At 59.7% G+C, this 21,410-nt stretch carries 21 protein-coding genes; 19 read left to right on the plus strand and 2 right to left on the minus strand.

Annotated features, from left to right (window positions below; genetic code table 11):
* Positions 1-55 precede the first annotated feature (55 nt).
* From ABD847_RS00355 to pmrB, 7 genes are read left to right on the plus strand one after another with little or no spacing between them, the layout of a single operon-like run.
* Positions 56-712 (plus strand): thermostable hemolysin, encoded by a 657-nt coding sequence (locus ABD847_RS00355; RefSeq protein WP_345008915.1) that lies wholly within the window; start codon positions 56-58, stop codon positions 710-712.
* Positions 709-2,172 (plus strand): AMP-binding protein, encoded by a 1,464-nt coding sequence (locus tag ABD847_RS00360; protein WP_345008917.1) that lies wholly within the window; start codon positions 709-711, stop codon positions 2,170-2,172. Before ABD847_RS00355 ends, ABD847_RS00360 begins: the two co-directional genes overlap by 4 nt.
* Complete coding sequence (locus tag ABD847_RS00365; RefSeq protein ID WP_345008919.1) at positions 2,169-2,837, plus strand: iron-containing redox enzyme family protein; 669 nt, start codon at positions 2,169-2,171, stop codon at positions 2,835-2,837. Before ABD847_RS00360 ends, ABD847_RS00365 begins: the two co-directional genes overlap by 4 nt.
* Positions 2,827-3,660: an SDR family oxidoreductase gene (locus ABD847_RS00370; RefSeq protein WP_345008921.1), complete on the plus strand. Its 834-nt coding sequence runs from the start codon at positions 2,827-2,829 to the stop codon at positions 3,658-3,660. The genes ABD847_RS00365 and ABD847_RS00370 overlap by 11 nt, the downstream gene beginning before the upstream one ends.
* Positions 3,657-4,295, plus strand: a complete 639-nt coding sequence (locus tag ABD847_RS00375; protein ID WP_345008923.1) for a tetratricopeptide repeat protein — start codon at positions 3,657-3,659, stop codon at positions 4,293-4,295. The genes ABD847_RS00370 and ABD847_RS00375 overlap by 4 nt, the downstream gene beginning before the upstream one ends.
* A gap of 39 nt (positions 4,296-4,334) precedes the next feature.
* Positions 4,335-5,003 (plus strand): response regulator, encoded by a 669-nt coding sequence (locus tag ABD847_RS00380; protein ID WP_345008925.1) that lies wholly within the window; start codon positions 4,335-4,337, stop codon positions 5,001-5,003.
* Positions 5,000-6,073: a two-component system sensor histidine kinase PmrB gene (gene pmrB, locus ABD847_RS00385; RefSeq protein ID WP_345008927.1), complete on the plus strand. Its 1,074-nt coding sequence runs from the start codon at positions 5,000-5,002 to the stop codon at positions 6,071-6,073. Before ABD847_RS00380 ends, pmrB begins: the two co-directional genes overlap by 4 nt.
* Positions 6,074-6,148: 75 nt before the next feature.
* Here pmrB and folD read toward each other — a convergent pair whose 3' ends face one another.
* Complete coding sequence (gene folD, locus ABD847_RS00390; protein WP_345008929.1) at positions 6,149-7,003, minus strand: bifunctional methylenetetrahydrofolate dehydrogenase/methenyltetrahydrofolate cyclohydrolase FolD; 855 nt, start codon at positions 7,001-7,003, stop codon at positions 6,149-6,151.
* 116 nt (positions 7,004-7,119) lie between these two features.
* Positions 7,120-7,698, minus strand: a complete 579-nt coding sequence (locus ABD847_RS00395; protein WP_345008931.1) for a PhnA domain-containing protein — start codon at positions 7,696-7,698, stop codon at positions 7,120-7,122.
* Between the two features lie 694 nt (positions 7,699-8,392).
* On the opposite strand from ABD847_RS00395, the gene ABD847_RS00400 reads away from it, so the two are divergent.
* The 12 genes from ABD847_RS00400 to ABD847_RS00455 all read left to right on the plus strand — a co-directional run bounded on the left by ABD847_RS00400 (position 8,393) and on the right by ABD847_RS00455 (position 21,394).
* Positions 8,393-8,791, plus strand: a complete 399-nt coding sequence (locus ABD847_RS00400) for a hypothetical protein (protein ID WP_345008933.1) — start codon at positions 8,393-8,395, stop codon at positions 8,789-8,791.
* A 153-nt stretch (positions 8,792-8,944) separates the two neighbouring features.
* A complete protein-coding gene (locus ABD847_RS00405) occupies positions 8,945-9,412 on the plus strand; it encodes a PEP-CTERM sorting domain-containing protein (protein WP_345008935.1) in 468 nt (155 codons plus the stop codon).
* A 173-nt stretch (positions 9,413-9,585) separates the two neighbouring features.
* On the plus strand, positions 9,586-10,764 hold the full coding sequence (locus ABD847_RS00410; RefSeq protein ID WP_345008937.1) for a porin family protein: 1,179 nt from the start codon (positions 9,586-9,588) through the stop codon (positions 10,762-10,764).
* 13 nt (positions 10,765-10,777) lie between these two features.
* Complete coding sequence (locus ABD847_RS00415) at positions 10,778-12,268, plus strand: undecaprenyl-phosphate glucose phosphotransferase (RefSeq protein ID WP_345008939.1); 1,491 nt, start codon at positions 10,778-10,780, stop codon at positions 12,266-12,268.
* A gap of 23 nt (positions 12,269-12,291) precedes the next feature.
* The gene (locus ABD847_RS00420) at positions 12,292-13,209 is read left to right on the plus strand and encodes an EpsD family peptidyl-prolyl cis-trans isomerase (RefSeq protein WP_345008941.1); all 918 of its coding nucleotides are present in this window, start codon (positions 12,292-12,294) and stop codon (positions 13,207-13,209) included.
* Positions 13,206-13,994, plus strand: coding sequence for an SLBB domain-containing protein (locus ABD847_RS00425; RefSeq protein ID WP_345008943.1), 789 nt, complete (start codon positions 13,206-13,208; stop codon positions 13,992-13,994). Before ABD847_RS00420 ends, ABD847_RS00425 begins: the two co-directional genes overlap by 4 nt.
* A 15-nt stretch (positions 13,995-14,009) precedes the next feature.
* On the plus strand, positions 14,010-15,431 hold the full coding sequence (locus ABD847_RS00430) for a hypothetical protein (protein WP_345008945.1): 1,422 nt from the start codon (positions 14,010-14,012) through the stop codon (positions 15,429-15,431).
* Positions 15,425-16,327 carry a CpsD/CapB family tyrosine-protein kinase gene (locus ABD847_RS00435; RefSeq protein ID WP_345008947.1) on the plus strand — a complete coding sequence of 301 codons (903 nt, stop codon included), beginning with the start codon at positions 15,425-15,427 and terminating at the stop codon, positions 16,325-16,327. The genes ABD847_RS00430 and ABD847_RS00435 overlap by 7 nt, the downstream gene beginning before the upstream one ends.
* Before the next feature lie 7 nt (positions 16,328-16,334).
* Positions 16,335-17,966 carry an exosortase-associated protein EpsI, B-type gene (gene epsI / locus ABD847_RS00440; protein WP_345008949.1) on the plus strand — a complete coding sequence of 544 codons (1,632 nt, stop codon included), beginning with the start codon at positions 16,335-16,337 and terminating at the stop codon, positions 17,964-17,966.
* Positions 17,956-19,242, plus strand: a complete 1,287-nt coding sequence (locus ABD847_RS00445; protein ID WP_345008951.1) for a hypothetical protein — start codon at positions 17,956-17,958, stop codon at positions 19,240-19,242. Before epsI ends, ABD847_RS00445 begins: the two co-directional genes overlap by 11 nt.
* Positions 19,239-20,390: a glycosyltransferase family 4 protein gene (locus ABD847_RS00450; RefSeq protein ID WP_345008953.1), complete on the plus strand. Its 1,152-nt coding sequence runs from the start codon at positions 19,239-19,241 to the stop codon at positions 20,388-20,390. The genes ABD847_RS00445 and ABD847_RS00450 overlap by 4 nt, the downstream gene beginning before the upstream one ends.
* Positions 20,387-21,394, plus strand: a complete 1,008-nt coding sequence (locus tag ABD847_RS00455) for a glycoside hydrolase family 5 protein (protein ID WP_345008955.1) — start codon at positions 20,387-20,389, stop codon at positions 21,392-21,394. The genes ABD847_RS00450 and ABD847_RS00455 overlap by 4 nt, the downstream gene beginning before the upstream one ends.
* Positions 21,395-21,410: the final 16 nt, after the last annotated feature.

Consider the following 21,410-nt stretch of genomic DNA (forward strand, 5'->3'; position numbering starts at 1 on the left):
TCATCTTAATCTTGGCGGTCTAGCCTGAGGACATGGTGATTATCCGGAGTCCTTTATGGAGCCTGCACTGCACTTTGCCCCGCCTACTGCCCAGCAACTGGCCCAGCTGCACTTTTCGCTGCATCGGCCGGATGCGGAGCTGACCCAGTTTGTTGCCGAACGTTTTAGCGCCGTGCATGGCGCCCGGGTGGGAGCCCTGATGCCATGGCAAGCGGTGTTACGCCGTGCCGACGGCCCACTGCTGGCCAGTGTCGGCCTGCGGCTGGCCGGTCACGAGCCGCTGTTTTTGGAACAATACCTGGACTATCCCATCGAGCAGCAGCTGGCCGCCCAACTGCAGCAGCCGGTAGATCGTGCCGCCATCTTGGAGCTGGGCAACCTGGCCTCCCGTGGCGGCATGGCCCGCCTGCTGATCCTCATCATGGTGACGTACCTCAACCAGCAACAGTTTCGCTATGTCACCTTCACCGCCACCCAACAGGTGCAAGGGCTGTTTAATCAGCTGGGGCTCTTGCCCATCACCCTGGCGCCGGCTCAGGCGCAGCGTGTTGAAGAACCGGCCAGCTGGGGGCGCTATTACGAGAGCAACCCTCGGGTGCTGGCGGGCAGCATAGCCCAGGGCTGGCAGCGGCTGCAGACCTCGACCTTTGCCCCCCTGTTGGCGGGCTTGCCCGCTTGCGGACTGGATCTGGCACGAGAGGCTAGCCTATGAAGGGCTTATGGCAGCAACTGGCCAACTGGGCCCAGACGCGACCCAGCGCGACGGCCCTCGTCAGTCCGGCGGGCCAGCTGGACTTTGCCGGCCTCTGGCAGGCCATCGAGGCCGGTGCCGAGCGTTGCCGAGCCCTGGCCGTGGCGGGACGGCCCCTGGCATTGGCGGGCGACAACAGTGTCGGCTGGGTGTTGGCAGATCTGGCCTGTGCCCGTGCTCAGGTGCCCTGTGTCCCCATACCGCCGTTTTTCAGCCCATTGCAGCGGGAACACCTGTTGCGGGACAGCGGCGCCAGCGGTCTGCTGGTGGCCGAGACCCTTACCTGGCAGCACCAGCCATTGCCCTCAACCCCCATGCCCAGTCTGCCGGCGGGCAGCCTCAAGGTGACCTACACCTCGGGCACCACGGGCACCCCCAAGGGCATCTGCCTGGGGGCGGAACAGCAGCTGGCCACCACTCAAGCCCTGGCCCAGCGGCTGGGGCAGGTTTCAGGACGACGTCACCTGTGCACCATGCCGTTGGCGGTGCTCTTGGAGAACCTGGCTGGGGTGTATCTGCCGCTCTACCTTGGCCGGCAGGTACAACTGCAGTCCTTAGCCTCTCTGGGGTTAGGGGATCTGGCGCGGCCGGACCCCCATGCTTTCGTCACCGCGTTGGCGCAGTCCGGGGCCGATAGCCTCATCCTGTTGCCGGCCACCCTGAGTTGGCTGGTGGCCGGGGTCGAGCAACAGCCAGAATTGGCTAAGCCCTGGTCCATGCTGGCGGTGGGGGGCGGCAAGAGTAGCGTGCCCTTGCTCCAGCGTGCCCGAGCCCTGGGGCTGCCGGTCTGTGAAGGTTATGGCCTGTCGGAGGTGGCGTCTGTGGTGGCCCTGGATGATCCCGCGGCCCCCGTGGCCGGCACCGTTGGTCAGCCCCTGCCACATCTGGCGGTGAAGATAGCCGAAGACGGTGAAATCTGGCTGGGTGGCAATGGCCATTTGGGCATCCTGGGCGTGCCGGACTCGGCCGCACCACACTGGCAGGCCACCGGCGATCTGGGGCAGTGGGATGATACGGGCCGACTACTGGTGCTGGGGCGCAAGAAGTCCACCCTGGTGACAAGCCTTGGCCGCAACGTGAGCCCGGAATGGCTGGAGGCCGAGCTGTGCGCCATCCCCGGCGTCCTGCAAGCCTGGGTGTATGGCGATGAGGTCATGGGGATCCAGGCCCTGCTGTTTGCCCCTCATTGGGCGGCCAATCCTGCCGGTCTGGCAGTGCAGATCCAGCACTGTATGGCCCGCCTGCCGGCTTACGCCCGCCTGCAAGGCTGGCAGCGGACCGACACCCCCTTTAGTGCGGCTCAGGGCGAGCTGACCAGCAACGGTCGGTTGCGTCGCGACACCCTGTATCTCACCCGTTTGAATCACAACCGCCAGGGCGCCGCAGCGGTGGCGTGCCAAGGCGACAAGGAGACTGCATGAGTTTTTATGCCCAACTGGTTAACGATACCCGGGCCGAGCGCGAGTACCTGCTCAGTGCGCCGGCCATCCTGGCCTGTCAGCGGGGGGAGATCACCCTGCCACGTTATCTGGCTTTCTTGACTCAGGCCTATTACCACGTGCGCCATACGGTGCCCTTGCTGATGGCCTGCGGCAGCCGGCTGGACGAGCAGCATCGCTGGCTGTTCGATGCCATCACCGAATACATCGAAGAGGAGCGGGGCCATGACCGCTGGATCCTGAGTGATATCCAGCAGGCCGGTGGCGATGCGGCCGCCGTGGAGGCGGGCCAGCCGGCCCTGGCCACCGAGTTGATGGTCAGCTATGCCTGGGACAGCATCCAACGAGGCAACCCGGTGGCCTTCTTCGGCATGGTGCTGGTGCTGGAGGGGACCAGTGTCAACCTGGCCACCCCCATGGGGCAGCTTATTCAGCGCACCTTGGGCTTGCCGGATACGGCCATGAGTTACCTCTACTCTCACGGCAGTCTGGATCAGGAGCATATTCGTTTCTTCGAGTCCTTGATGGACCGGCTGGACTCGCCAGCGGATCAGGCGGCGGTGACTCACATGGCCAAGGTGATGTATCGCCTGTATGGCGATGTGTTTCGCGCCCTGCCCATGGAGGCGCATCAAGATGCAGCCTGATGGTCAAACCTGGGCTCTGGTGACCGGCGCCAGCGGTGGCATAGGACGCGCCATCTGTGACCGCCTGCTGGCGGACGGGTGGCCTCTGTTGATGGTTGCGCGCCGTCACGTCCCCCTGGCGGCGTTGGAAGGGGAGTTACGAGCGCGTTATCCCAATTGCCAGTTGGCGAGCCTGGCCCTGGATTTGGCGCAGGAGGCGTCAGTCAGCATCTTGGCCGACTGGTGCCAGGTGCGGGATCTGCGTCTGGGCTTGCTGGTCAATGGCGCCGGGGTACAGGCATTTGCCCCTCTGCAACAACAGACCGATGCACAAATCCAGGCACAGCTGCAGCTGAATCTGCTGGCACCCATACGGCTGACCCGTGCCCTGTTGCCCTTCATGGACGGCCGCAGTCAGGTGGTGAACCTGGGCTCCACCTTCGGTGATATCGGCTATCCGGGTTTTAGCGTCTACTGCGCCACCAAGGCCGGCTTACATCAGTTCAGTCAGGCCCTGGGGCGCGAATTGGGCGCTGAGGGTCCCCGGATCTGCCTGCTGGCCCCCAGGGCCACCGACACCGAGCTCAATGCCGGCGGGGTAGCTGCCCTCAACCGAGCCATGGGCAATGGAGTGGACAGTCCGCAGCAGGTGGCCGCCGCCCTGATGGCCCTGCTCAAGGGTAGGCGCCGCCGGTATCTGGGGGGCGCGGAGCGGCTCTACGTGTTGCTCAATCGTCTGTTCCCAGGACTGCTGGATCGGGTGCTGGGGTCGCAGCGAGAAAAAATTCTGCAGTTTTGCCGAGAGGAGCACCCCGCGGCCACACCCAAGGAGAAACAAGCATGACACAATTGCGTTTTAGCCTGCGATTGCTGAGTCTGGCCGGCCTCTTGTTCGGCGCCTTCGCCTGGGCGGGGGAGTCCGATTATCAGTCCTTTGCCGCACGCTGGGCCCAGGCCAACTATCAGCAAAGCGGCGATGCCAAAGAAGCCGCCCTGGCCCAGCTCAGTGAGGAGGTGCGGGCGGCCAGTGCCGCCGCGCCGCAGGATCTGGCGCTCAAGACCTGGGCTGGCATCATCATAGGTAGCTACGCCGGGGCCAAGGGTGGGTTGGGTGCCCTTGGGCTGGCCAAGGAGGCCAAGGCAGACTATGAGGCGGTGATAGCACAGGATCCGTCCACCCTGCAGGGCTCGGCGCTGACCTCTCTGGGAGTGCTCTACTACAAGGTGCCGGGCTGGCCGCTGGGCTTTGGCGATGACAAGTTGGCGGCAAAGATGCTGATGGAAGGGCTCAAGTACAACCCCCACGGCATCGATAGCAACTATTTCTATGCCGATTACCTGGCCAGCCAGGGGCAAAAGCCCCAGGCCATGGCCTTCTTGGCCAAGGCGCTCAAGGCCCAGCCCAGGCCAGGGCGCGAGGTGGCTGATGCCGGTCGCCGACAGGAAATCCAGGCGTTACAACAACGTCTGCAGCAGTGATAGGATGCCCGCAGTGGATAAGAAGAAGGATCTGACTGGATGAAAATCCTGGTGGTGGAAGACGATGACCTGCTGCGGCAAGGGGTGCAGAAGGCCCTGCAGCTGGAGCAATACAGCTGTGATGCGGTGGCCAGCCTGGCCCAGGCAGAAGCCCATGTCGCCGTGACCCAGTATGGGTTGGTGGTGCTGGATCTGGGATTACCGGATGGTGATGGACTCTCCCTGCTCAAGCGTTGGCGCCGTCAGGGGCTGCGGGTGCCCGTGCTGATCCTCACCGCCCGGGATACGCTGGATGAGAAGATCCAGGGGCTGGATCTGGGAGCCGACGATTACATGGTCAAGCCCTTCGCCCTGGCGGAGTTGCAGGCGCGGGTTCGTGCCTTGCTGCGGCGAGATCATGGGCAGGCCAGCAACCGGCTGGAGTGTGGCCTTCTGTGTCTGGAGCTCGACGACAAGCTGGTGACCCTGGCGGGGGAACCCATCCTATTGACACGTCGGGAGTTTGCCCTGCTGCGGCGTCTGGCGCTGGCCGCCGGCAAGACGGTGAACCGGGAGCGGCTTCAAGAAGATCTCTATGACTGGCAGGACGAGATTGGCTCCAACACCCTGGAGGTGCACATTCACCACCTGAGGCGCAAGCTGGGGGCGGGCTGGATCAGCACGGTGCGCGGAGAGGGCTATCGCCTGGAGAAGGAGCCCACCTCATGATGGCCCCTTGGCGTACCCTGCGGGGCCGGCTGATCACACTGCTGGCCCTGATTTTTTTTATTGGCCAGACCATCCTGGTGCTGCGGGTCTGGCACGAAACCCAGGAGCAGGTCTACATCCTCGCCAAGGCGGCGCAGGATCAGCAGATGACGGATGCGGAATTGGCCAAGGAATCCGGTGAGGCCATGGAGGCGCTGTTGCTGACCTCGGCCGGGCAAAGCGCCTTGATGCTGCTGCTGGCCTATGTGGGCATCAGCTGGCTGGTGGCGCCCCTTAAGCGTCTCTGCCAACAGCTGGCCACCCGGGATCCGGGTAATCTGCAGCCCATCAGGCTTACCGGGCATACCGAAGAGTTACAGGCGGTGACACTGGTCATCAATGAGCTGTTTGCCAAGTTATCGCTCGCCTTGCAACGGGAGCGCCAGTTTACTGCCGATGTGGCGCATGAACTCAGGACGCCCCTGGCGGGGATCAAGCTCAACCTGGAGCTGATGGAGAATGAGGGAGTACCCGGAGTCACCCCCCTTATCGCCCGTTTGGATGAGCTGCACCGCAGCGTGGCGCAGCTGCTGCAGATGGCGCGGCTGGAGCCAAAGTTCGTCATGGGGTTGCAGGAGCAGCTGGAGCTCGTCAGCCGTGTTATCCACCCGATGCAGCCCGAACTGGAGCGGCTGGCGGCGGAGGCACAGATGGAGATCCAGTGGCAGTTGCAGCCTTGCTGGGTCAAGGGGGAAGGGGATCTGTTGCGTCATCTGCTGCGCAATCTGGTGGAGAATGCGGCGCGCTATGCCCAGGGCAGCCGGCATATCCATATCAGCCTGACCTGTGAGGGGACGCAGAGCTGGTTACGGGTGGCCGACGACGGGCCCGGGGTGCCGGAGGCCGAGTTGTCCCGGTTGACCGATGCCTTCCGCCGCCTGGATAGGCGCGGCAGTGGCGTTGGCCTGGGACTCAACCTAGTGGCACGCATCTGCCAATTGCACGGTGCCAGCCTGCAGTTTAGCAACCGGCCGGAAGGGGGATTGCTGGTGGCAGTGGGATTGCCAGCCTTACCGCCGCAGACCAAGTAGGGGTAGGGTTCTAAATACAGAATTGCATAAAAAAGGGGCCATCAGGCCCCTTTTGTCGTTCCTGAGGCCAGCCGATCAGCTGTGATACTCCTCGCAGGCCTGCAAGGTGTTCTCGATGAGGCTAGCCACCGTCATGGGGCCCACACCGCCAGGTACCGGGGTGATAAACGCAGCGCGTTCTGCGGCCGTGTCGTAGGCCACATCCCCCACCAGCCGTCCGTCAGGCAGACGATTGATGCCCACATCGATGACAATGGCACCGGGTTTGATCCAGTCGCCTGGAATAAATTCCGGCTTGCCTACCGCTACCACCAACAGATCCGCCTGGCGGACAAATGAGGCCAGATCCTTGGTGAACCTGTGGGTGGTCATGGTGGTACAGCCGGCCAGCAGCAGTTCCAGGGTCATGGGGCGGCCCACGATATTGGAGGCGCCCACGATGACGGCGTTTAGCCCGTAGGTATCCACACCCGTGCTCTTGATCAGCGTCATGATGCCCTTGGGGGTACAGGGCCGCAGCGCCGGAATGCGTTGGGCCAGCCGGCCAATGTTATAGGGGTGGAAGCCATCCACGTCCTTATCCGGCAGGATTCGCTCAATCACGAGAGTGGAGTCGATGTGTTTGGGCAGCGGCAGCTGTACCAGTATGCCATCCACCTCGGGGTCGGCGTTCAGCTGGTCGATCAGCGCCAGCAGGTCAGCCTGAGTGGTGGTTACCGGCAGATCATAGGAGCGGGAAGCGAAACCCACCTCTTCGCAGGCCCTGCGCTTGCTGCCGACATAGACCTGGGACGCCGGATCCTCACCCACCAGCACCACGGCCAGACCGGGTGCGCGCAGCCCCTTGTCGACACGCGCCTTGACGGCGTCGGCAACCTGTTGACGAATGGCGTGGGCAATCGATTTCCCATCGATAATCTTGGCTGACATGCTTCCTTCTCACCTCACTGGAACGGGACGGCTATTGTCGCATTATTTTAACGACTTGGTTAGCCCGCCGGGTCGCGCGACCGCGTGCCTGGCCATTTCTTGGCCAGGCATTCCCATCAGGCCTTTTTCAGGTAGGCCGCCACCAACACGATTTGGACGCCGTTGATCTTGCCTTCGATGTGCAAAGGATTGCTGGTCAGCCGGATGCCTTTGACCAGGGTGCCCCGCTTGGCGGTAAAACCGGCGCCCTTGACCTCCAGATCCTTGATCAGGGTGACGGCGTCCCCTTCTTGCAGCCGAGCCCCGTTGCTATCGAGCGTCGGCGAGGTGTCATCCTCGTCAGTCTGCGGCAGGCCGGCGTCTGCCCAGGCTTGCGTGGCCTCATCCAGATAGAGCATGTCCAGCAGATCCTGGGCCCACAGCTCGCCCTGAGCGACCAGGTGTTTGAGTTGACGATAGGCCATGACCTGCACGGCGGGCACCTGGCTCCACATGCTGTCGTTGAGACAGCGCCAATGGGCGGCTTGGCTCACATCGGCCTGTTGCAGATTTGCCTGGCAGTGTGAGCAGAGCAGCACACTGTGATCAGCATCCTCGGTGGAGGAGGCGGGTACCAGCAGCGACTGGAGATCGTGGTCGGCAGCGCACAGCTCACAGCGCCCACCGCTGCGTTCCATCAATTGGGAAATGGTCATGTCAACATCCTCTTACTGAAATGGCCGCGCAATATAGCACAAAGTGGAAGGTTTTTCGGTTGCAACCTGTCAGGCTTGTCAGGGGAGCGAGTATGAAACAGCGATAGATGAGAATTGACCCCCTATGCAGGGGTCTATAGAATGGCCAACGCAATGTCCTGTTAGGGAGCTGTTACATTCCCTGGACACTCCGCCGTGTAATTTGCCGCTGTAAAAGGTTTCGAACGGATTCTTTTGCGACGCGGAACACGCCTTTTGTTAGAAGGCTGTTACGCAAAAGACTCACGTTGAACAGACACTGATCGCGGCTGGTGCAATTGACACCTTTTGGTGCGCCACATCAATGCGCCGGCCGACAGTGCTCAACAATAGATTCCTGCAAGCGCCATCAGACTGACATATCAGTCCAGTAAAAAGGCTTTGATCATACATCTTAGCCGGTTGCTGAATCTGGGGTTTTCCCAAATCAACACATAGAAGCAACGTTTATCTCTGTGATAGTAGCTTATCATGCTTAGGCATAAGCTTCCGTCAGGATATTCCGTGTCTTTGTGGCGGATTTGTAAAATTTAGTGAAACCAAGGCACGCTCTTTGCAAATGTGATCTCGAGCGCAAAATGGGATGTGTGTGTGTCGAATGAATCGACATTTGAGCTCAAGGAATATGTTTTTTTGCAGGAATGAGGGATTCGCCATGGAAAAAGTTTCTGTTACGTCGCTGCGCCGTGCTGCGCTGGTCATGATGCTGGGATTCAGTCTTCATGCCGAGTCTGCTCAGGTGGTTTCTCTGGAGCTGAGCCTGAGCACCGCCGATATCGGTACGCTAGTCAATCGTCTTCCGCAGGCTCCCAGCAACTCGGCCTTCATCACTACCGGTGGGGCAACCGCTAAGCCGCTGCCGGCTCTGGTTGCTTCTGCCCAGGCTGGCCTCCGGGTCGTTGCCAAGGATGATGCGGCCTTTTCCTCTGCCGCCAACACCAATGGCTGGCTGAAGGGCGTGGCCGCCCCCCTGTTGATGCTGGCTGGTCTGCTGGTGTTGGGGTTGGTCCGGCAGCAGCGTAGTCTGCGCATGCAAGGGGCCATGGCCCTGTAACGATTTTGCAGGTAGCAAGAAAAGCCTGCAGCAACTCCTGGTTGCCCTGGGCAACTGGGTTCAAAGAGTGGGTTTACCCAGATGCCAAGATGGCGATGGGGAGCCTGAAACAGTGGTTGAGCGATCAGCCCTATATATGAAACGGAGATATATATGAGTAAATCCAAGTGGTTGGGAGCACTCTTGGTCGGCGCAAGCCTGCTGGGCAGCAACGTGGCTCGAGCAGACGTTCAAACGCTCGAATCCTCTGATGGCATCCTCGTTGAGTTCTTGTCATCTACTGCCAGCTTAAGTTACAGCTTGTTTCAGGGTATTGGGGGCAGCTTTAGCCAGGAGACGAATGGTTCAGTTACTGTGAACACGCTCGGTTCTGTCCCACTGTTCTTTGCAAACGTTACGTTTGGTAATGCATCCCTCGCTGATGGGAGCTATGGGTGGTTGAAGTTTACCCCTGATGAAGGTTATAGCTTGGTCCTTAACTGGGTCGGTACCGACGTTAGCGTGTCAACTGTGCCTGAGCCGGGGGTATATGCTCTGATTGGTCTGGGGGTTGCGGGTCTGGCATTGGCTCGTCGCCGTCAGAAGAAGTCGAATATTGCTCTGGGTCAATTCGCCGTTTAATCCGATGATCTGATTCATCGTTTGGTGTGTAGGCGCAGGGATGACAGTGTGTTGGATGCAAATCACCGACTGTTATTCCTTAGGCTTGGCTAAGTCGATCTGAGGGTCGGTTTAGCCAAGCCGATAAGCCAGCAAGATAAGCAAGAACAAAGAACAAAAGGGGCAGGGGAGTCGTGAGACGCGTTGGGCAGCTAGGATGGCGTGGTGTGTGTGGTGGTCTGTTCCTGGCGAACCTGTTGGTGACCAACGTGGTCAGGGCCGCTCAGGAGGATAACTTCATTCTTAACGCCTCCTTGGGGGTGATGTATGACGATAACCTGTTCCGTTTGCCGGAACAGGCAAGTGCCGTCGATGGTCGCGGGGATACCATCTTAACGCCCACGGCCACCCTGGGGTACCAACAGTCTTTCTCCAAACAGCAGGTAAGTTTGTCGGCATCTGCTTTTTCACCCCGTTATCAGCAACATGACACGCTTAATTACCATGGCTATCGCCTGTCCACCGGCTGGTTAGGCCAAGTCGGCAAGCGCTGGCAACCCAGCCTGGGCTACATGAAGAGTCGTGAGCTCTCCTCATATGAGGATGTACAGGCGGGTGTCATGGACATGCTGAGTCGGCAGCGATTTGAAGGCGGCCTGGCGTATGGCCGGATTGGCCGAATTCGCCTCGGCGCCGATGGCTGGTTGGAGCAGAAACGGCATGGCAGCAGCACCTATGAGCAGCTGGATCTAGATGACTCGGGTGCGGGGGTGCAGAGTGAATTTGCCAGCCGGCGTGGCAGCAAGGTCACCCTGCGTTATGAGAGCCGGTGGATCGACTACCAGCAAGCGGCGGCTCAGGTGCTGGATTATCGACTGGATAAGCTGAGGCTAAGCCTGTTCTGGCCGGTTTCCGCCAAGCTGGAGTGGTCTGCGGTAGGCGGTTTCATGGCGTGGCATTTTGATGGCAATGACTCATCCAAGCGCAGCTGGCTGGGAGGGACCAAGTTCCACTGGTTGCCCTCTGATAGATGGGATCTGGATCTTAGCTATCAGCGTGATTCGCAGGATCCTGGATACAACGTGCGTGTCTCCTATTCCGATACCCTGGCACTCGAGGCGGGTTGGCAGCTGGCGCAAAAATGGCGTCTGGAGGGACGAGTCAGCCAGATGTGGTCCCAGTATGGACTGGATGACACCTTGGGACAGGAGCGCAAGGACGAGGCCCTGATGTATCGCATGGCGCTGATTTGGCAAACCACAGACAAGATACGTGCCGAATCCTATTGGACATTAGGCAAGCGGGATTCTAACCAGGCCAATACCGATTATGACTATCAGCAGTGTGGCCTGACCTTTACCTACAGCTATTGATACGGGACAGCTTATGGACAATATGACGACGGATGGAATCGCCTTTGGCCAGTCAAGCGTGAATGGTCAACCCAACCCCTACCAGCACGAGCTGGGCATGCCCTCCATGGCGGCCCGTCTGAGCGAAATGGAGAAGGTTGCTCCCCTGGCCACCCTGTTCAAATCGTTTCTCGATCCCATCATGGTGGTGCTGAGTCTCTATCTGCTGCACTTTGCCTTTGATGTGGTGTTTATGGGCACGGAGTTGATCCTGTCTGTCATCGCCTTCTTGCTGACCCTGGTGTTGATGGACGGTACCTTCCTGTTTATGCCAGGGGATACGCGCAATCGTCGCGCCTTGGTTGCCTTTATCGGTAATTGGCTGCTGATCCTGGCGATCATTTTTCTAGTGGGTTACGCCAGCGGCATCAGTGACTATTTCTACCCGCCCTATATCCTCACCTGGGCCCTGGTTGCCCCCGTTACCTTGATCATCAGCCATGCGGCCGTGCGTCAGTTTGTCATGCTGCCCATGCATCAGCGCAAGCGGCGGGTGGCCATCGTCGGCGCCAATACTGCAGGACAAGCGCTGCGGGAGCGCATCGAGCGCAACGGTTATCTGAACATGGAGTTTGTCGGCTATTTTGATGACCGGGAGCTGGAACGCCTTGAGGGGGTGTCCGAAGCCGAGTTGCTGGCCAAGCTGGACGATATCCCCGCCTATGCGGCCGAGCATGGTCTGGATCGGGTCTACATCTCCCTGCCCATGTCCTCACAACCCCGGGTGATGCGCCTGCTGGACGAACTCAAAGACAGTACCGCCTCCGTCTACTTTGTGCCGGATTATTTCATCTACGACATGATCCAGGGCCATGTGGACTATGTGGCCGGCATGCCGGTGGTCTGCATCTGCGAGTCGCCGTTCCGCGGCCTCAAGGCGGTGGTCAAACGGCTGGAAGATATTGTGCTGGGCACCATGATACTGGCGCTAATCTGGCCCATCATGCTGGTCACTGCCCTGGCGGTGAAGCTGACCTCCCCGGGCCCCGTCATCTTCAAACAACGGCGCTATGGTGCCGATGGTGAGAGCATACTGGTCTATAAGTTCCGTTCCATGACGGTGATGGAAGACGGTGACAAGGTGCAGCAAGCCACCAAGAATGACCAGCGGCTGACGCCTATCGGTGGCTTCTTGCGCAAGAGTTCCCTCGACGAGCTGCCCCAGTTCCTCAATGTGCTGGAAGGCACCATGAGCATCGTGGGCCCGCGTCCCCACGCCAATGCCCACAACGAGTATTACCGCAAGCTGATCAAGGGCTACATGATCCGCCACAAGGTGCGGCCGGGCATCACGGGCTGGGCCCAGGTCAACGGCTGCCGCGGAGAGACAGATACCCTGGATAAGATGGAGCGCCGGGTCCAGCTGGATCTGGATTACCTGCGCCATTGGTCCTTGTTTATGGACCTGAAGATCATCCTGATGACAGTGCTGCAGGTCATCAAAAAGGATGGTAACGCCTACTGATGCACGACGACACGAGAACACCTATGACAAAGAACAATGGCCTGCTGCTGGGCTCAGGATTGCTGTTGGTTGCGTTGCTGACCGGCTGCGGTGACAAGGACAAACAAGTGGGCAGTCAGGTACTGGCCAGCGTCAATGGCAAGGAGATCACAGTCCTGCAGTTGAACTACCTGTTGGCGCAGCAAAATGGCCTGCCAGCGGCTCAGCAAAAGAGCAAGCAGCAGTTGCTGGATCAGTTGATCGATCAAGAGGTGCTGGTGCAGAAGGCGGATGAGCTGAAACTGGATCGCAACCCCAATGTGCTGCAGGCACTGGAGTTTTCCCGGCGTCAGGTGCTGGCGCAGGCCGTGGCAGCCCAGGAGCTGAACCTCACCGGTGAACCCGCTGATGCAGCCCTCAAGGCCTTCTACGATGCCCACCCGCAGCGGTTTGCTCAACGTCAGATCTTTACCCTGGCCAACTTCTTGATCCCGGCGGAGGATATTTCCACCAGCGCTCAGTCTGCCCTGGACAAGGCAACGGATGCCGAGCAGCTGCGGGACATTCTCAAGCAACAAGGCTACAGCTTCTCGGAGAATCACTCCGAGGTGCCGGCAGAGAAGCTGCCGGATGTGCTGCTGGATAAACTCGTCACCATAGCGCCTGGCGACATCGTCAAGCTCAAGCAGGGACAGCAGGTGCTGCTGATCCAACTGGAGCAGCGGACACCCTCGCCCATCAGCCTTGAGAAGGCCAAGCCACAACTGGTGTCACTGGTCAAACAGAGTGAGCTGCGGGAGCAGGCTGAGCAGAAGATGGTGCAGCTGCGTCAGGCGGCCAAGGTGGAATATCGCCATCGCTTTGCTGACGAGGCCGAGTCTGAGTCCAAGCCTGTCACGACCGATACGGCCGCGCAGGCGGGGACCGAGCATCTGGAACAAGGATTGAAGGGGCTGCAATGAGACTATTTGGCTTGATGTGGTTGGCTTTGAGCCTGAGTAGCGCCGTCTGGGCGGCGGATGGCATCGATAACCAGTACCGGCTGGGGCCGGGTGATGTGGTGCGGGTCACCGTCTATGACCATGCCGACTTGGCCCTGGAGGCGGAGATTGCCAGTGACGGCAGCCTGCGGATGCCCCTGGTGGGGGCGGTGGCGCTCACCGGGATGACCTTCTCTCAGGCCGAGGCGCGGATCGCCGAGCGTCTGCAGTCGGGCGGCTTTGTTAATCATCCACAGGTCAATCTCTTCATCACCCAGTACCGTAGTCAGACGGTCTCGGTGGTGGGGGCGGTCAATCAGCCGGGGCGTTATCGACTGGACGGCGATACCACGCTGGTAGGCATCCTGGCCACAGCGGGCGGCATTGCTGCCAACGGCGGCGACAGTTTCTATCTGATCCGGGATGGCCTGCGTCGTCGCTATCGTCTCAGTGATCTGGCCACTGACGGGGTCGGTGATGAATTGGGCAAGGTGCGTCTCAAGCCCAATGACCAGATTTATGTGCCCAAACAGGCGCAAATCTACGTCTATGGCGAGGTGCAACGTCCCGGCGTGTATCCGCTGGATGACGGCATGACGGTAGTCAAAGCCATCGCCATGGCAGGTGGTTTCACCGGCAAGGCCGACAGCGACGACATCGACATTCAGCGTGACGATGCCCAACAGCCGCAACAGCGGCAAGAGGCCAACCTGGGCACCCAACTCCAGGCCGAGGATGTGGTGTTTGTCGGCGAAAGCCTCTTTTAACCGGCGGAGAATCAGATGACAGTGCAACAGTTCCTCACCATCTTGTTGTCCCGCAAACGGCTGTTTGTGTGCGTATTTTTGGCGGTCTTGTCCCTGGTGGTGGTGGCTAGCCTGCTGATGCCCAAAAAGTATCTGGCGCAGGCGGTGATTGCCGTGGATGCAGGTAATGCCGATCCCGTTACCTTGAACGTGGCCAACCTGATGTCGGGTCAGAATCAAAACTATCTGGGCACCCAGGCCAGCATGCTGGCCAGCCATAACAGCGCTCGTAAGGTGGTTCAGGCATTGAAGTTGACCAGTTTTCCTGCCATTCAGGAGAGCTACCGAGACAGTAATCCCGGGCCTGGCGACACCATTGATGATTGGCTGGCCAGCATTCTGCTGAGCAATCTCAGTGTGGAGCCCGGTAAGGGCAGCAGCACCCTGACCTTGAGCTACAAGGCAACAGATCCTCAGTTTGCCGCCGCCATCCTCAATGGCTTTGTGGATGCCTATAAGGCCGTGGTGGTGGACAGTCGGGTCGAGATGGCCAAGCAGAACGAGGCCTTTTTCCAGACCCAACTGGAAGAGCTCAAGCAGTCCATGGCGCAAAAGCAGCAACAGCTGGCGGATTATCAGCGGCAACATGGCTTGATCGAGGCGCCGGATGAGCGGCTGGATCTGGAAAATCAGAAGCTCAACTACCTGGCCAGTGAGTTGGCCCAGGCCCAGGGAGAGCTGACCACCGCCCAGTCTAAGCTCACCGAACTGACCAAGGGGTCGGCACCGGATGTGTTGGCCAACCCGGTGATCCAGCAGATGACCATACAGTTGGCACAGCAGGAGAAGCTGCTGAGCGAGTCGGCACAAAGAGAAGGGCCCAATCACCCCAGCTACAAGCAGGCGGCAGCCCAGGTGTCATCCACCCGCGCCCAGCTCAACAAACTCAAACGAGAGTACTCCACCATGATGCAGTCTCAGGTGGAGACAGCTCAGAGTCGCGTCAAGGCCTTGAACGCGCAACTGGAAGAGCAAAAGAAGACGGTGCTGGACATGAAGGGACAGCTGGCTCAGCTGGACATCATGCGGCGAGGGGTGGAGAACGCCCAGCGTAACTTTGACCTGCTGATGCAGCGCTGGTCTGAGTCCATGCTGCAGGCCAATGCCAGCATGACCAATGTGACCGTGCTGCAGCGGGCCATAGCGCCGGCCAAACCCGTGAGTCCGGTCTTGAAATTCAATCTGTTGATTGGTGCCATCCTGGCTCTATTCTGCGCAGCGGCGTTGAACTACGCCCTGGAATGGCTGGATCGTCGGGTGCGCTGTGTGGCGGATCTCGAGCGGGATCTGGCAATGCCTGTGCTGATCCAACTGGGTACTGAGTCTCACAAGTACAAAAGCAAATCTGGGCCGCTTTCCGTCACAGGTCGAGTGCTGAATCAAGAGGGAGCATGCTGATGGCGATTCATGACAGTACGGTCGCGACTTATACCCTGGTGGGTGCCCATGACGGTCCCGATCAGATTGGACGGGTTGGCCACCTGCTGATTGCGGCCGGTAAGCTGACTGAACAGCAGGCCGGGCAGGTGGTGCGTCACCAGCAAGAGCAGGGGGGCAAGTTCGGTGAGGTGGCGCAGGCCTTGGGCTTCATCACGGCGGCCGATCTGGAACGGGTGCTGGCACAACAATTTGCCTACTCGGTGCTGACGCCAGGGGAGGGGGGACTGGACCCCAGCCTTTACATGGCCTTTACTCCCTTCGATCCGGACAAGGAAAAAATCAAGGGCTTACGCAGCCAACTGCAACTCAACTGGCTGACTGCACAGAACAAGCGTCTGCTGCTGACGGGTGTCGATAGCAGTGTCGAACGGGCACAGTTGCTGGGTAACCTGGCCATTGCCTTTGCCCAGGCAGGCAAGCGAACCCTGATGATCGACGCCAACCTGCGGGATGGCGCCCTGCATCAGCTGTTTGGCCTGAGCAACGCCCGCGGTGTGGCGGACTATCTGGCCGGACGGGCTCAGCTGGGTGGACTGGTTCAGCCGGTGACTGTGCTGGAGAACCTCGCCTTACTAAGCCGGGGCGCCGAGGCCCCCAATCCCCAGGAGCTGCTCTCCCTGCCCACCTTGCCGCGGTTGCTGGAGGCGGTGGAGTCGGCATTTGATGTGGTGCTGATCAGCGGCGCGGATCTGCTGGATGCCTATGACAGCCAGATACTGGCGGCGTTGGTACCCGGTGCCCTGTGCGTGGCAACCGAGCGGCGAACTCGCCTCAAGGCGCTCAAGGCCATGCAGCAACGGCTGCAACTGGCACAATGCACCCTGTTGGGTTGCATCTATCAGCATGCCAGGTAGGTGAGAGATGGACTTGCAGTGCAGCAGCCCTAACCGCGGCTCCCTTTCCCTGGCCGCCAGTGTCAGCCTGATGCTGGTAGCCATGCTGGGGGTCTACGGACCGTCCGTATATCGGCTCTATTTTGCCGAAGGGCAGAGTCTGGGTGGTAACACCAGCAGCATCTTGTTGTTGGTGGCACTGTTCTTATTTCTCTATGGGTTGCCGCGTCAGCTAAGCCGGCCGGCCCCCAGCCAGCCTTGGCTCGGCTGGAGCCTGGCGGCCCTGGCACTGCTGATGTATGTGGTAGGCAACCTGTTGCTGCTGCCCATGCTCACCGTCGGGGCCTTGATCCCCTTCTTGGCGGCGATTGTCTGTCTGCAATTGGGCTTGCCGGCCTGCCGTGCCCTCCTGCTCCCCCTGCTGCTCTTATTGTTTGTCATCCCGCTGCCCTATGTCATCACGGATGTGATAGTGCAGCCCATGAAGCAGCTTATCTCCATCGCTGCCGAGAATATCCTCTACTGGTTGGGTTACCCCGTGGCCCGCAGTGGTGTCCTCTTGACGCTGGGCGGATATCAACTGCTGGTGGCAGACGCCTGCTCGGGTATCAACTCCCTGTTTAGCCTGGAAGCCATCGCCTTGCTCTATCTGAACGCGGTGAAGCGGGAGTCAGGCTGGCGCAACCTCATAATCGCCGTGCTGATCTTCCCCATCTCCATGCTGGCCAACACCCTGCGGGTGTTGATACTGGCCCTGATGACATATCACCTGGGCAATGATGTTGCCCAGGGCTTTATGCATGAGGCCTCCGGACTCTTGCTGTTCGCCCTGGCCCTGTTTGTCATCATCAGCCTGGATAGCCTGCTGGATCGCTGGTTCAAATCCCAACCGCAGTCGACCCAAGATGGCGAGCCGGTTCCTCACAACTCGGATGCCGCAGCGGCCGTGTCGTCGACTGTTGTTGCATCTGTACAGCGCTGGCCATCGGCCATGGTGTTTAGCGCCTTGCTACTGATTACTGCCGGCACCTCACATCTGTTCATCGCCAATCGCACCCTGCTGGCACAGACGCATCGGCTGGATCTGGCCACCTTGGTGCCGACCCAATTTGCCGATTGGCAACAGCTCCCGGTGACCAACAGTCAGACCATACTGCCGGAGACTCAGGCTGCTTTGGACACCCTGTATGATCAGCAACTGGTGCGCACCTACAGCAACGGTCAGGGACAACAGATCATGTTGTCTATCGCCTACGGCCAGGATCAGTCCAATGATGTCTCTCAGGTACACAGACCCGAAATCTGTTACGTGGGGCAGGGGTTCGTCATCAAGCAGGCCGAGCCATTGACCTTGACTCTCGATGGCCAGAGGGTCATCGCCAAGAAGATGGTCACGGAGCAAGGGGCCAGGCACGAACCCCTTATCTACTGGATGCTGGTGGGGGACAAGACGGTGCACGCCGGCTGGCAGCGCAAGCTGCTGCAACTGAGTTATGCCGCACAAGGGGTGATCCCCGACGGTCTGCTATTTCGCGTTTCCTCCATCGATCCGGAGGATAACCGGGCCTTTGCCCTGCAGGAGTCGTTTATTCGGGATCTGCTGGCGGCTATCCCGGCCTCTCAGCGTCATCTGTTGATAGGGCAAGGTCATGTACGCTGATGCGTTTGCCAGTCCGCTGGCCCCGCAGGCCTCACCCAGGGTAAGTAACTCTGTTTCTGAGTCTGTAATCTTTGCACTGGTGCTGGGCAGCATGCTCTATCAGATGAGCCTGTGCTTTATCAATACGGTGGCATTTGGGGTCAGCGCCTCCCTGGTGATCCTGGTGGAGCTCTTCATCTACTTGGGTTGTTTGTGGTGCCTGCGTCGTGAGGTGCCCCACTACCTGGGGGCCTTTATTCTGCTGACCGCCATCAACCTGCTGCTGTTAAGCCTGCTACGCGGCTATCTGGATCCCAAGCCCTTTCGGGACATGATGATCGTCATTCTGTTTTTCTGGCTGGGCTGGGTATATGGCTCGGTACGACTGGTGAATAAGCTGATTGCGGTCTCGCTGGTATTGGCCATCCTGATGGGGGCCTTCGAGTGGCTGGCCCTCGACACCTATGTGAAGTTCTTCCACACCTTCTCCTACTTCGCCAACCAAAGCGGCATCGGTGCAGGAGGCAGTGGCGCCATCTTTGAGGATCAGGCCCTGACCTTGAATGGCTTTCGCCCCGAAGGCATAGGTCGCACCATATTGCCTTGGGTTTTCGGCTCGCATCGCATCTCCTCCTTCTTTTTGGAGCCCATCTCGTTGGGCAACTATGCCACCCTGGTGCTGGCCTGGAGTCTGGCTCACTGGCGCCCGGGGGAGCGGCAGTATCTGTGGTTTATGGCCGGCTGCGGCCTGCTTATTGCTTATGCCGACTCGCGGTTTGGCCTGGTGGTGAGTGGTCTGCTGCTGGCAACCCGCTTTCTGGTGCCCCGCTGCCTGCTGCCGGCCTTTAGTCTGGCGCCCTGGTTGATGGCCACCCTGGTGCTGATCTATGCCGTCTACTTCTTTCATGGCACTTATTCAGACTCTTTTGTGGGACGTTTGACCAGAACTGGTTTTTTTCTTGGCGAGTTTAGTGTTCGTGACTTGTTGGGTGCCCAGTCCCCCCTGAAGAACTACGGTGATATGGGCTACGCCTATGTGGTGTCGCGGTTTGGCTTGCTGTTTTGCCTGCTGGGCTGGTTTTGGCTGTGGCGCCTGCCCCTCAGCGGTCTGCCCGCCGAACGCTTTCGCGCCATGGCCTGTCTCTATATGACGCTGATCCTCTCCATCAGCGGCACTTCCCTGTTTGCCTTGAAATCGGCCGGCCTGCTGTGGTTCATGTTTGGCTCGCTGTTGGCCTGTGCTGCTCATTCCTCTTCAGCCCAATCCGCTTCTGTCAGTAAGGACGCTAACCCATGAGCCTGAAGGTGTATCACGTGGTTCGCCAATACCATCCCTCCATCGGTGGTCTGGAGGATGTGGTCTACAACATAGCCCAGCAGCAGTTGGCCGACGGCGCGCAGACCCCGGTCATAGTGACGCTGGATCGCCTGTTTTGTGGTGACGCGCAGCGTCTGCCTGCTCGGGAGATCCGGGAGGGCGTCGAGGTGATCCGGCTGCCGTATCGCGGCTCCAGCCGATATCCCCTGTGTCCCAAGGTGCTGGGCGTGCTGGGGGAGGCGGATGTGGTGCACGTTCATGGCGTCGACTTCTTCTTTGATTTTTTGGCCTGGACGCGGTTCTGGCACGGCAAGCCGCTGCTGGCCAGCTCCCATGGCATCTATTTCCACACCCCCTTTGCCTCTGGGCTTAAGAAGGTGTTCTTCAATACCGTCACCCGACTCAGCGCCTTGGCCTATCGCAAGATAGTGGCCACCAGTGACAATGATGGTCGTCTGTTCCGACAGATTTGCGCCGATAGCCGAGTGGAGGTGATAGAGAACGGGGTGAATCTGACCAAGTTCCGCCAGACTGCATCCCGGGAGCGCCTGCAGCCGGTGATCATCTATTTTGGTCGCTGGTCCGAGAACAAGGGCCTGCTGGAGACACTGGCGCTGTTTGCTTGTCTGCATCGTCACGCCCCCCAGTGGCGGCTCATCATCGCCGGTCGCGAGTATGACCATGATGCGGACGAGCTGAGCCGGCTGGCCCAAGAGCTTGGGGTGGCTGAGGCCGTCCAGATAGTGCCGTCGCCCAGCAATGCCGATCTGGCCGCCTTGATTGCGCAAGCCAGCTATTTTATCTGCCAGTCCCACCACGAGGGCTTTGGCCTGGCGGCCATTGAGGCCATGAGTGCCGGCCTCTATCCCCTGCTCAGTCACATTCCGCCCTTTGCCAAGCTGGTGGCGGCCACCGGACTGGGTCTCCTGTTGGGGCGCAACCAGGTTGAGGCCGATAGCCAGGCCATATTGGCACGGCATCAGGCGTTGGCCGTCGACTATCCTGCGGTGGCGCATCAATTGGTGCAGTCGGTGCAACCCTACAGCTGGGTCCAGACAGCCCAACGCTATCTGCAGCATTACCGTGATATGGCCAAAACAGATCACTCTATGGAGACAAGCCTATGATGCGCTGGATGATGTTATGCAGCCTGATGCTACTGAGCCTGACGGCTCAGGCGGATTGTCAGACCGCTCGCCTGGCGCCCGGTGTCAACCTGGCGGGGGCCGAGTTCAATGCCAGCAAGTTGCCGGGCAAGCTCTACTTTGACTTTGTCTACCCCAGTACCACGGATCTGGAGTATTACGCGCAAAAAGGCTTTCGTCTGATCCGCTTGCCCATCACCTGGGAGCGCTATCAGCCAACACCGTATGGCGCGCTGGATAGCACAAATCTGGCCCAGTTCCAGCGGGTACTGAGCTTTGCCGCCGACAATGACATCTGCTTGTGGCTGGATCTGCACAACTTTGGCAAATATCAGGGGGTATCTCTGGAGAAAACTGCCGATGCCAGTGCCAAGCTGCAGGATTTTTGGCAGCAAATCGTCTCCGCTGCCGGGGACAAGCAGAACTATTTGGCCTTGGGGCTGATGAATGAGCCGGCGGCCCTGAGTCGCACCAATTGGTTCCATATTGCGCAGAAGGCCGTGTTGGCGCTTCGCCGCGCAGAGATCACCAACCTCATGATTGTCTCCGGTGGCACCTGGAGCGGCGTGCATAGCTGGTTCAGCAGCTCAGCCACCGATCCCAGCAATGCCGAGCTGTTTGCCGGGTTTCAGGATCCCTTAAACAACATGGCACTGGATGTCCATCAGTACGCCGACAGCAACTATTCCGGCACCAAGGTGGACTGCATCAGCAGTAGCCGCATGGACGACTTCTTGAGCAAGATCGCCAGCTGGGCGAGTCAGAACGACAAGCAGCTGCTGATGGGGGAGTTCGGTGTCGCGGCACAAACCGACTGTCTGAGTGTGATGGAAGGGATGCTGACATCGATGAAGGCAGAGCCCTGGCGCGGTTGGACCTATTGGGCGGGCGGCCCCTGGTGGGGGACCTATCCCTTCTCCATTCAACCCAGCAATGGCGAAGACAAGCCGCAGATGTTGGTGATCGAACGGTCAATGATGGAATAAATGGCAGGAGGCCAGC

Origin of the sequence: Pseudaeromonas paramecii, assembly GCF_039540575.1 — a bacterium.
Taxonomy (GTDB): Bacteria; Pseudomonadota; Gammaproteobacteria; order Enterobacterales; family Aeromonadaceae; genus Pseudaeromonas; species Pseudaeromonas paramecii.

Bases quoted from the DNA above. Each gene is read 5' to 3' on its own strand.
- ABD847_RS00355 (WP_345008915.1), top strand. From the start codon at position 56: ATGGAGCCTGCACTGCACTTTGCCCCGCCTACTGCCCAGCAACTGGCC.
- ABD847_RS00360 (WP_345008917.1), top strand. From the start codon at position 709: ATGAAGGGCTTATGGCAGCAACTGGCCAACTGGGCCCAGACGCGACCC.
- ABD847_RS00365 (WP_345008919.1), top strand. From the start codon at position 2,169: ATGAGTTTTTATGCCCAACTGGTTAACGATACCCGGGCCGAGCGCGAG.
- ABD847_RS00370 (WP_345008921.1), top strand. From the start codon at position 2,827: ATGCAGCCTGATGGTCAAACCTGGGCTCTGGTGACCGGCGCCAGCGGT.
- ABD847_RS00375 (WP_345008923.1), top strand. From the start codon at position 3,657: ATGACACAATTGCGTTTTAGCCTGCGATTGCTGAGTCTGGCCGGCCTC.
- ABD847_RS00380 (WP_345008925.1), top strand. From the start codon at position 4,335: ATGAAAATCCTGGTGGTGGAAGACGATGACCTGCTGCGGCAAGGGGTG.
- pmrB (WP_345008927.1), top strand. From the start codon at position 5,000: ATGATGGCCCCTTGGCGTACCCTGCGGGGCCGGCTGATCACACTGCTG.
- folD (WP_345008929.1), bottom strand. From the start codon at position 7,003: ATGTCAGCCAAGATTATCGATGGGAAATCGATTGCCCACGCCATTCGT.
- ABD847_RS00395 (WP_345008931.1), bottom strand. From the start codon at position 7,698: ATGACCATTTCCCAATTGATGGAACGCAGCGGTGGGCGCTGTGAGCTG.
- ABD847_RS00400 (WP_345008933.1), top strand. From the start codon at position 8,393: ATGGAAAAAGTTTCTGTTACGTCGCTGCGCCGTGCTGCGCTGGTCATG.
- ABD847_RS00405 (WP_345008935.1), top strand. From the start codon at position 8,945: ATGAGTAAATCCAAGTGGTTGGGAGCACTCTTGGTCGGCGCAAGCCTG.
- ABD847_RS00415 (WP_345008939.1), top strand. From the start codon at position 10,778: ATGGACAATATGACGACGGATGGAATCGCCTTTGGCCAGTCAAGCGTG.
- ABD847_RS00420 (WP_345008941.1), top strand. From the start codon at position 12,292: ATGACAAAGAACAATGGCCTGCTGCTGGGCTCAGGATTGCTGTTGGTT.
- ABD847_RS00425 (WP_345008943.1), top strand. From the start codon at position 13,206: ATGAGACTATTTGGCTTGATGTGGTTGGCTTTGAGCCTGAGTAGCGCC.
- ABD847_RS00430 (WP_345008945.1), top strand. From the start codon at position 14,010: ATGACAGTGCAACAGTTCCTCACCATCTTGTTGTCCCGCAAACGGCTG.
- ABD847_RS00435 (WP_345008947.1), top strand. From the start codon at position 15,425: ATGCTGATGGCGATTCATGACAGTACGGTCGCGACTTATACCCTGGTG.
- epsI (WP_345008949.1), top strand. From the start codon at position 16,335: ATGGACTTGCAGTGCAGCAGCCCTAACCGCGGCTCCCTTTCCCTGGCC.
- ABD847_RS00445 (WP_345008951.1), top strand. From the start codon at position 17,956: ATGTACGCTGATGCGTTTGCCAGTCCGCTGGCCCCGCAGGCCTCACCC.
- ABD847_RS00450 (WP_345008953.1), top strand. From the start codon at position 19,239: ATGAGCCTGAAGGTGTATCACGTGGTTCGCCAATACCATCCCTCCATC.
- ABD847_RS00455 (WP_345008955.1), top strand. From the start codon at position 20,387: ATGATGCGCTGGATGATGTTATGCAGCCTGATGCTACTGAGCCTGACG.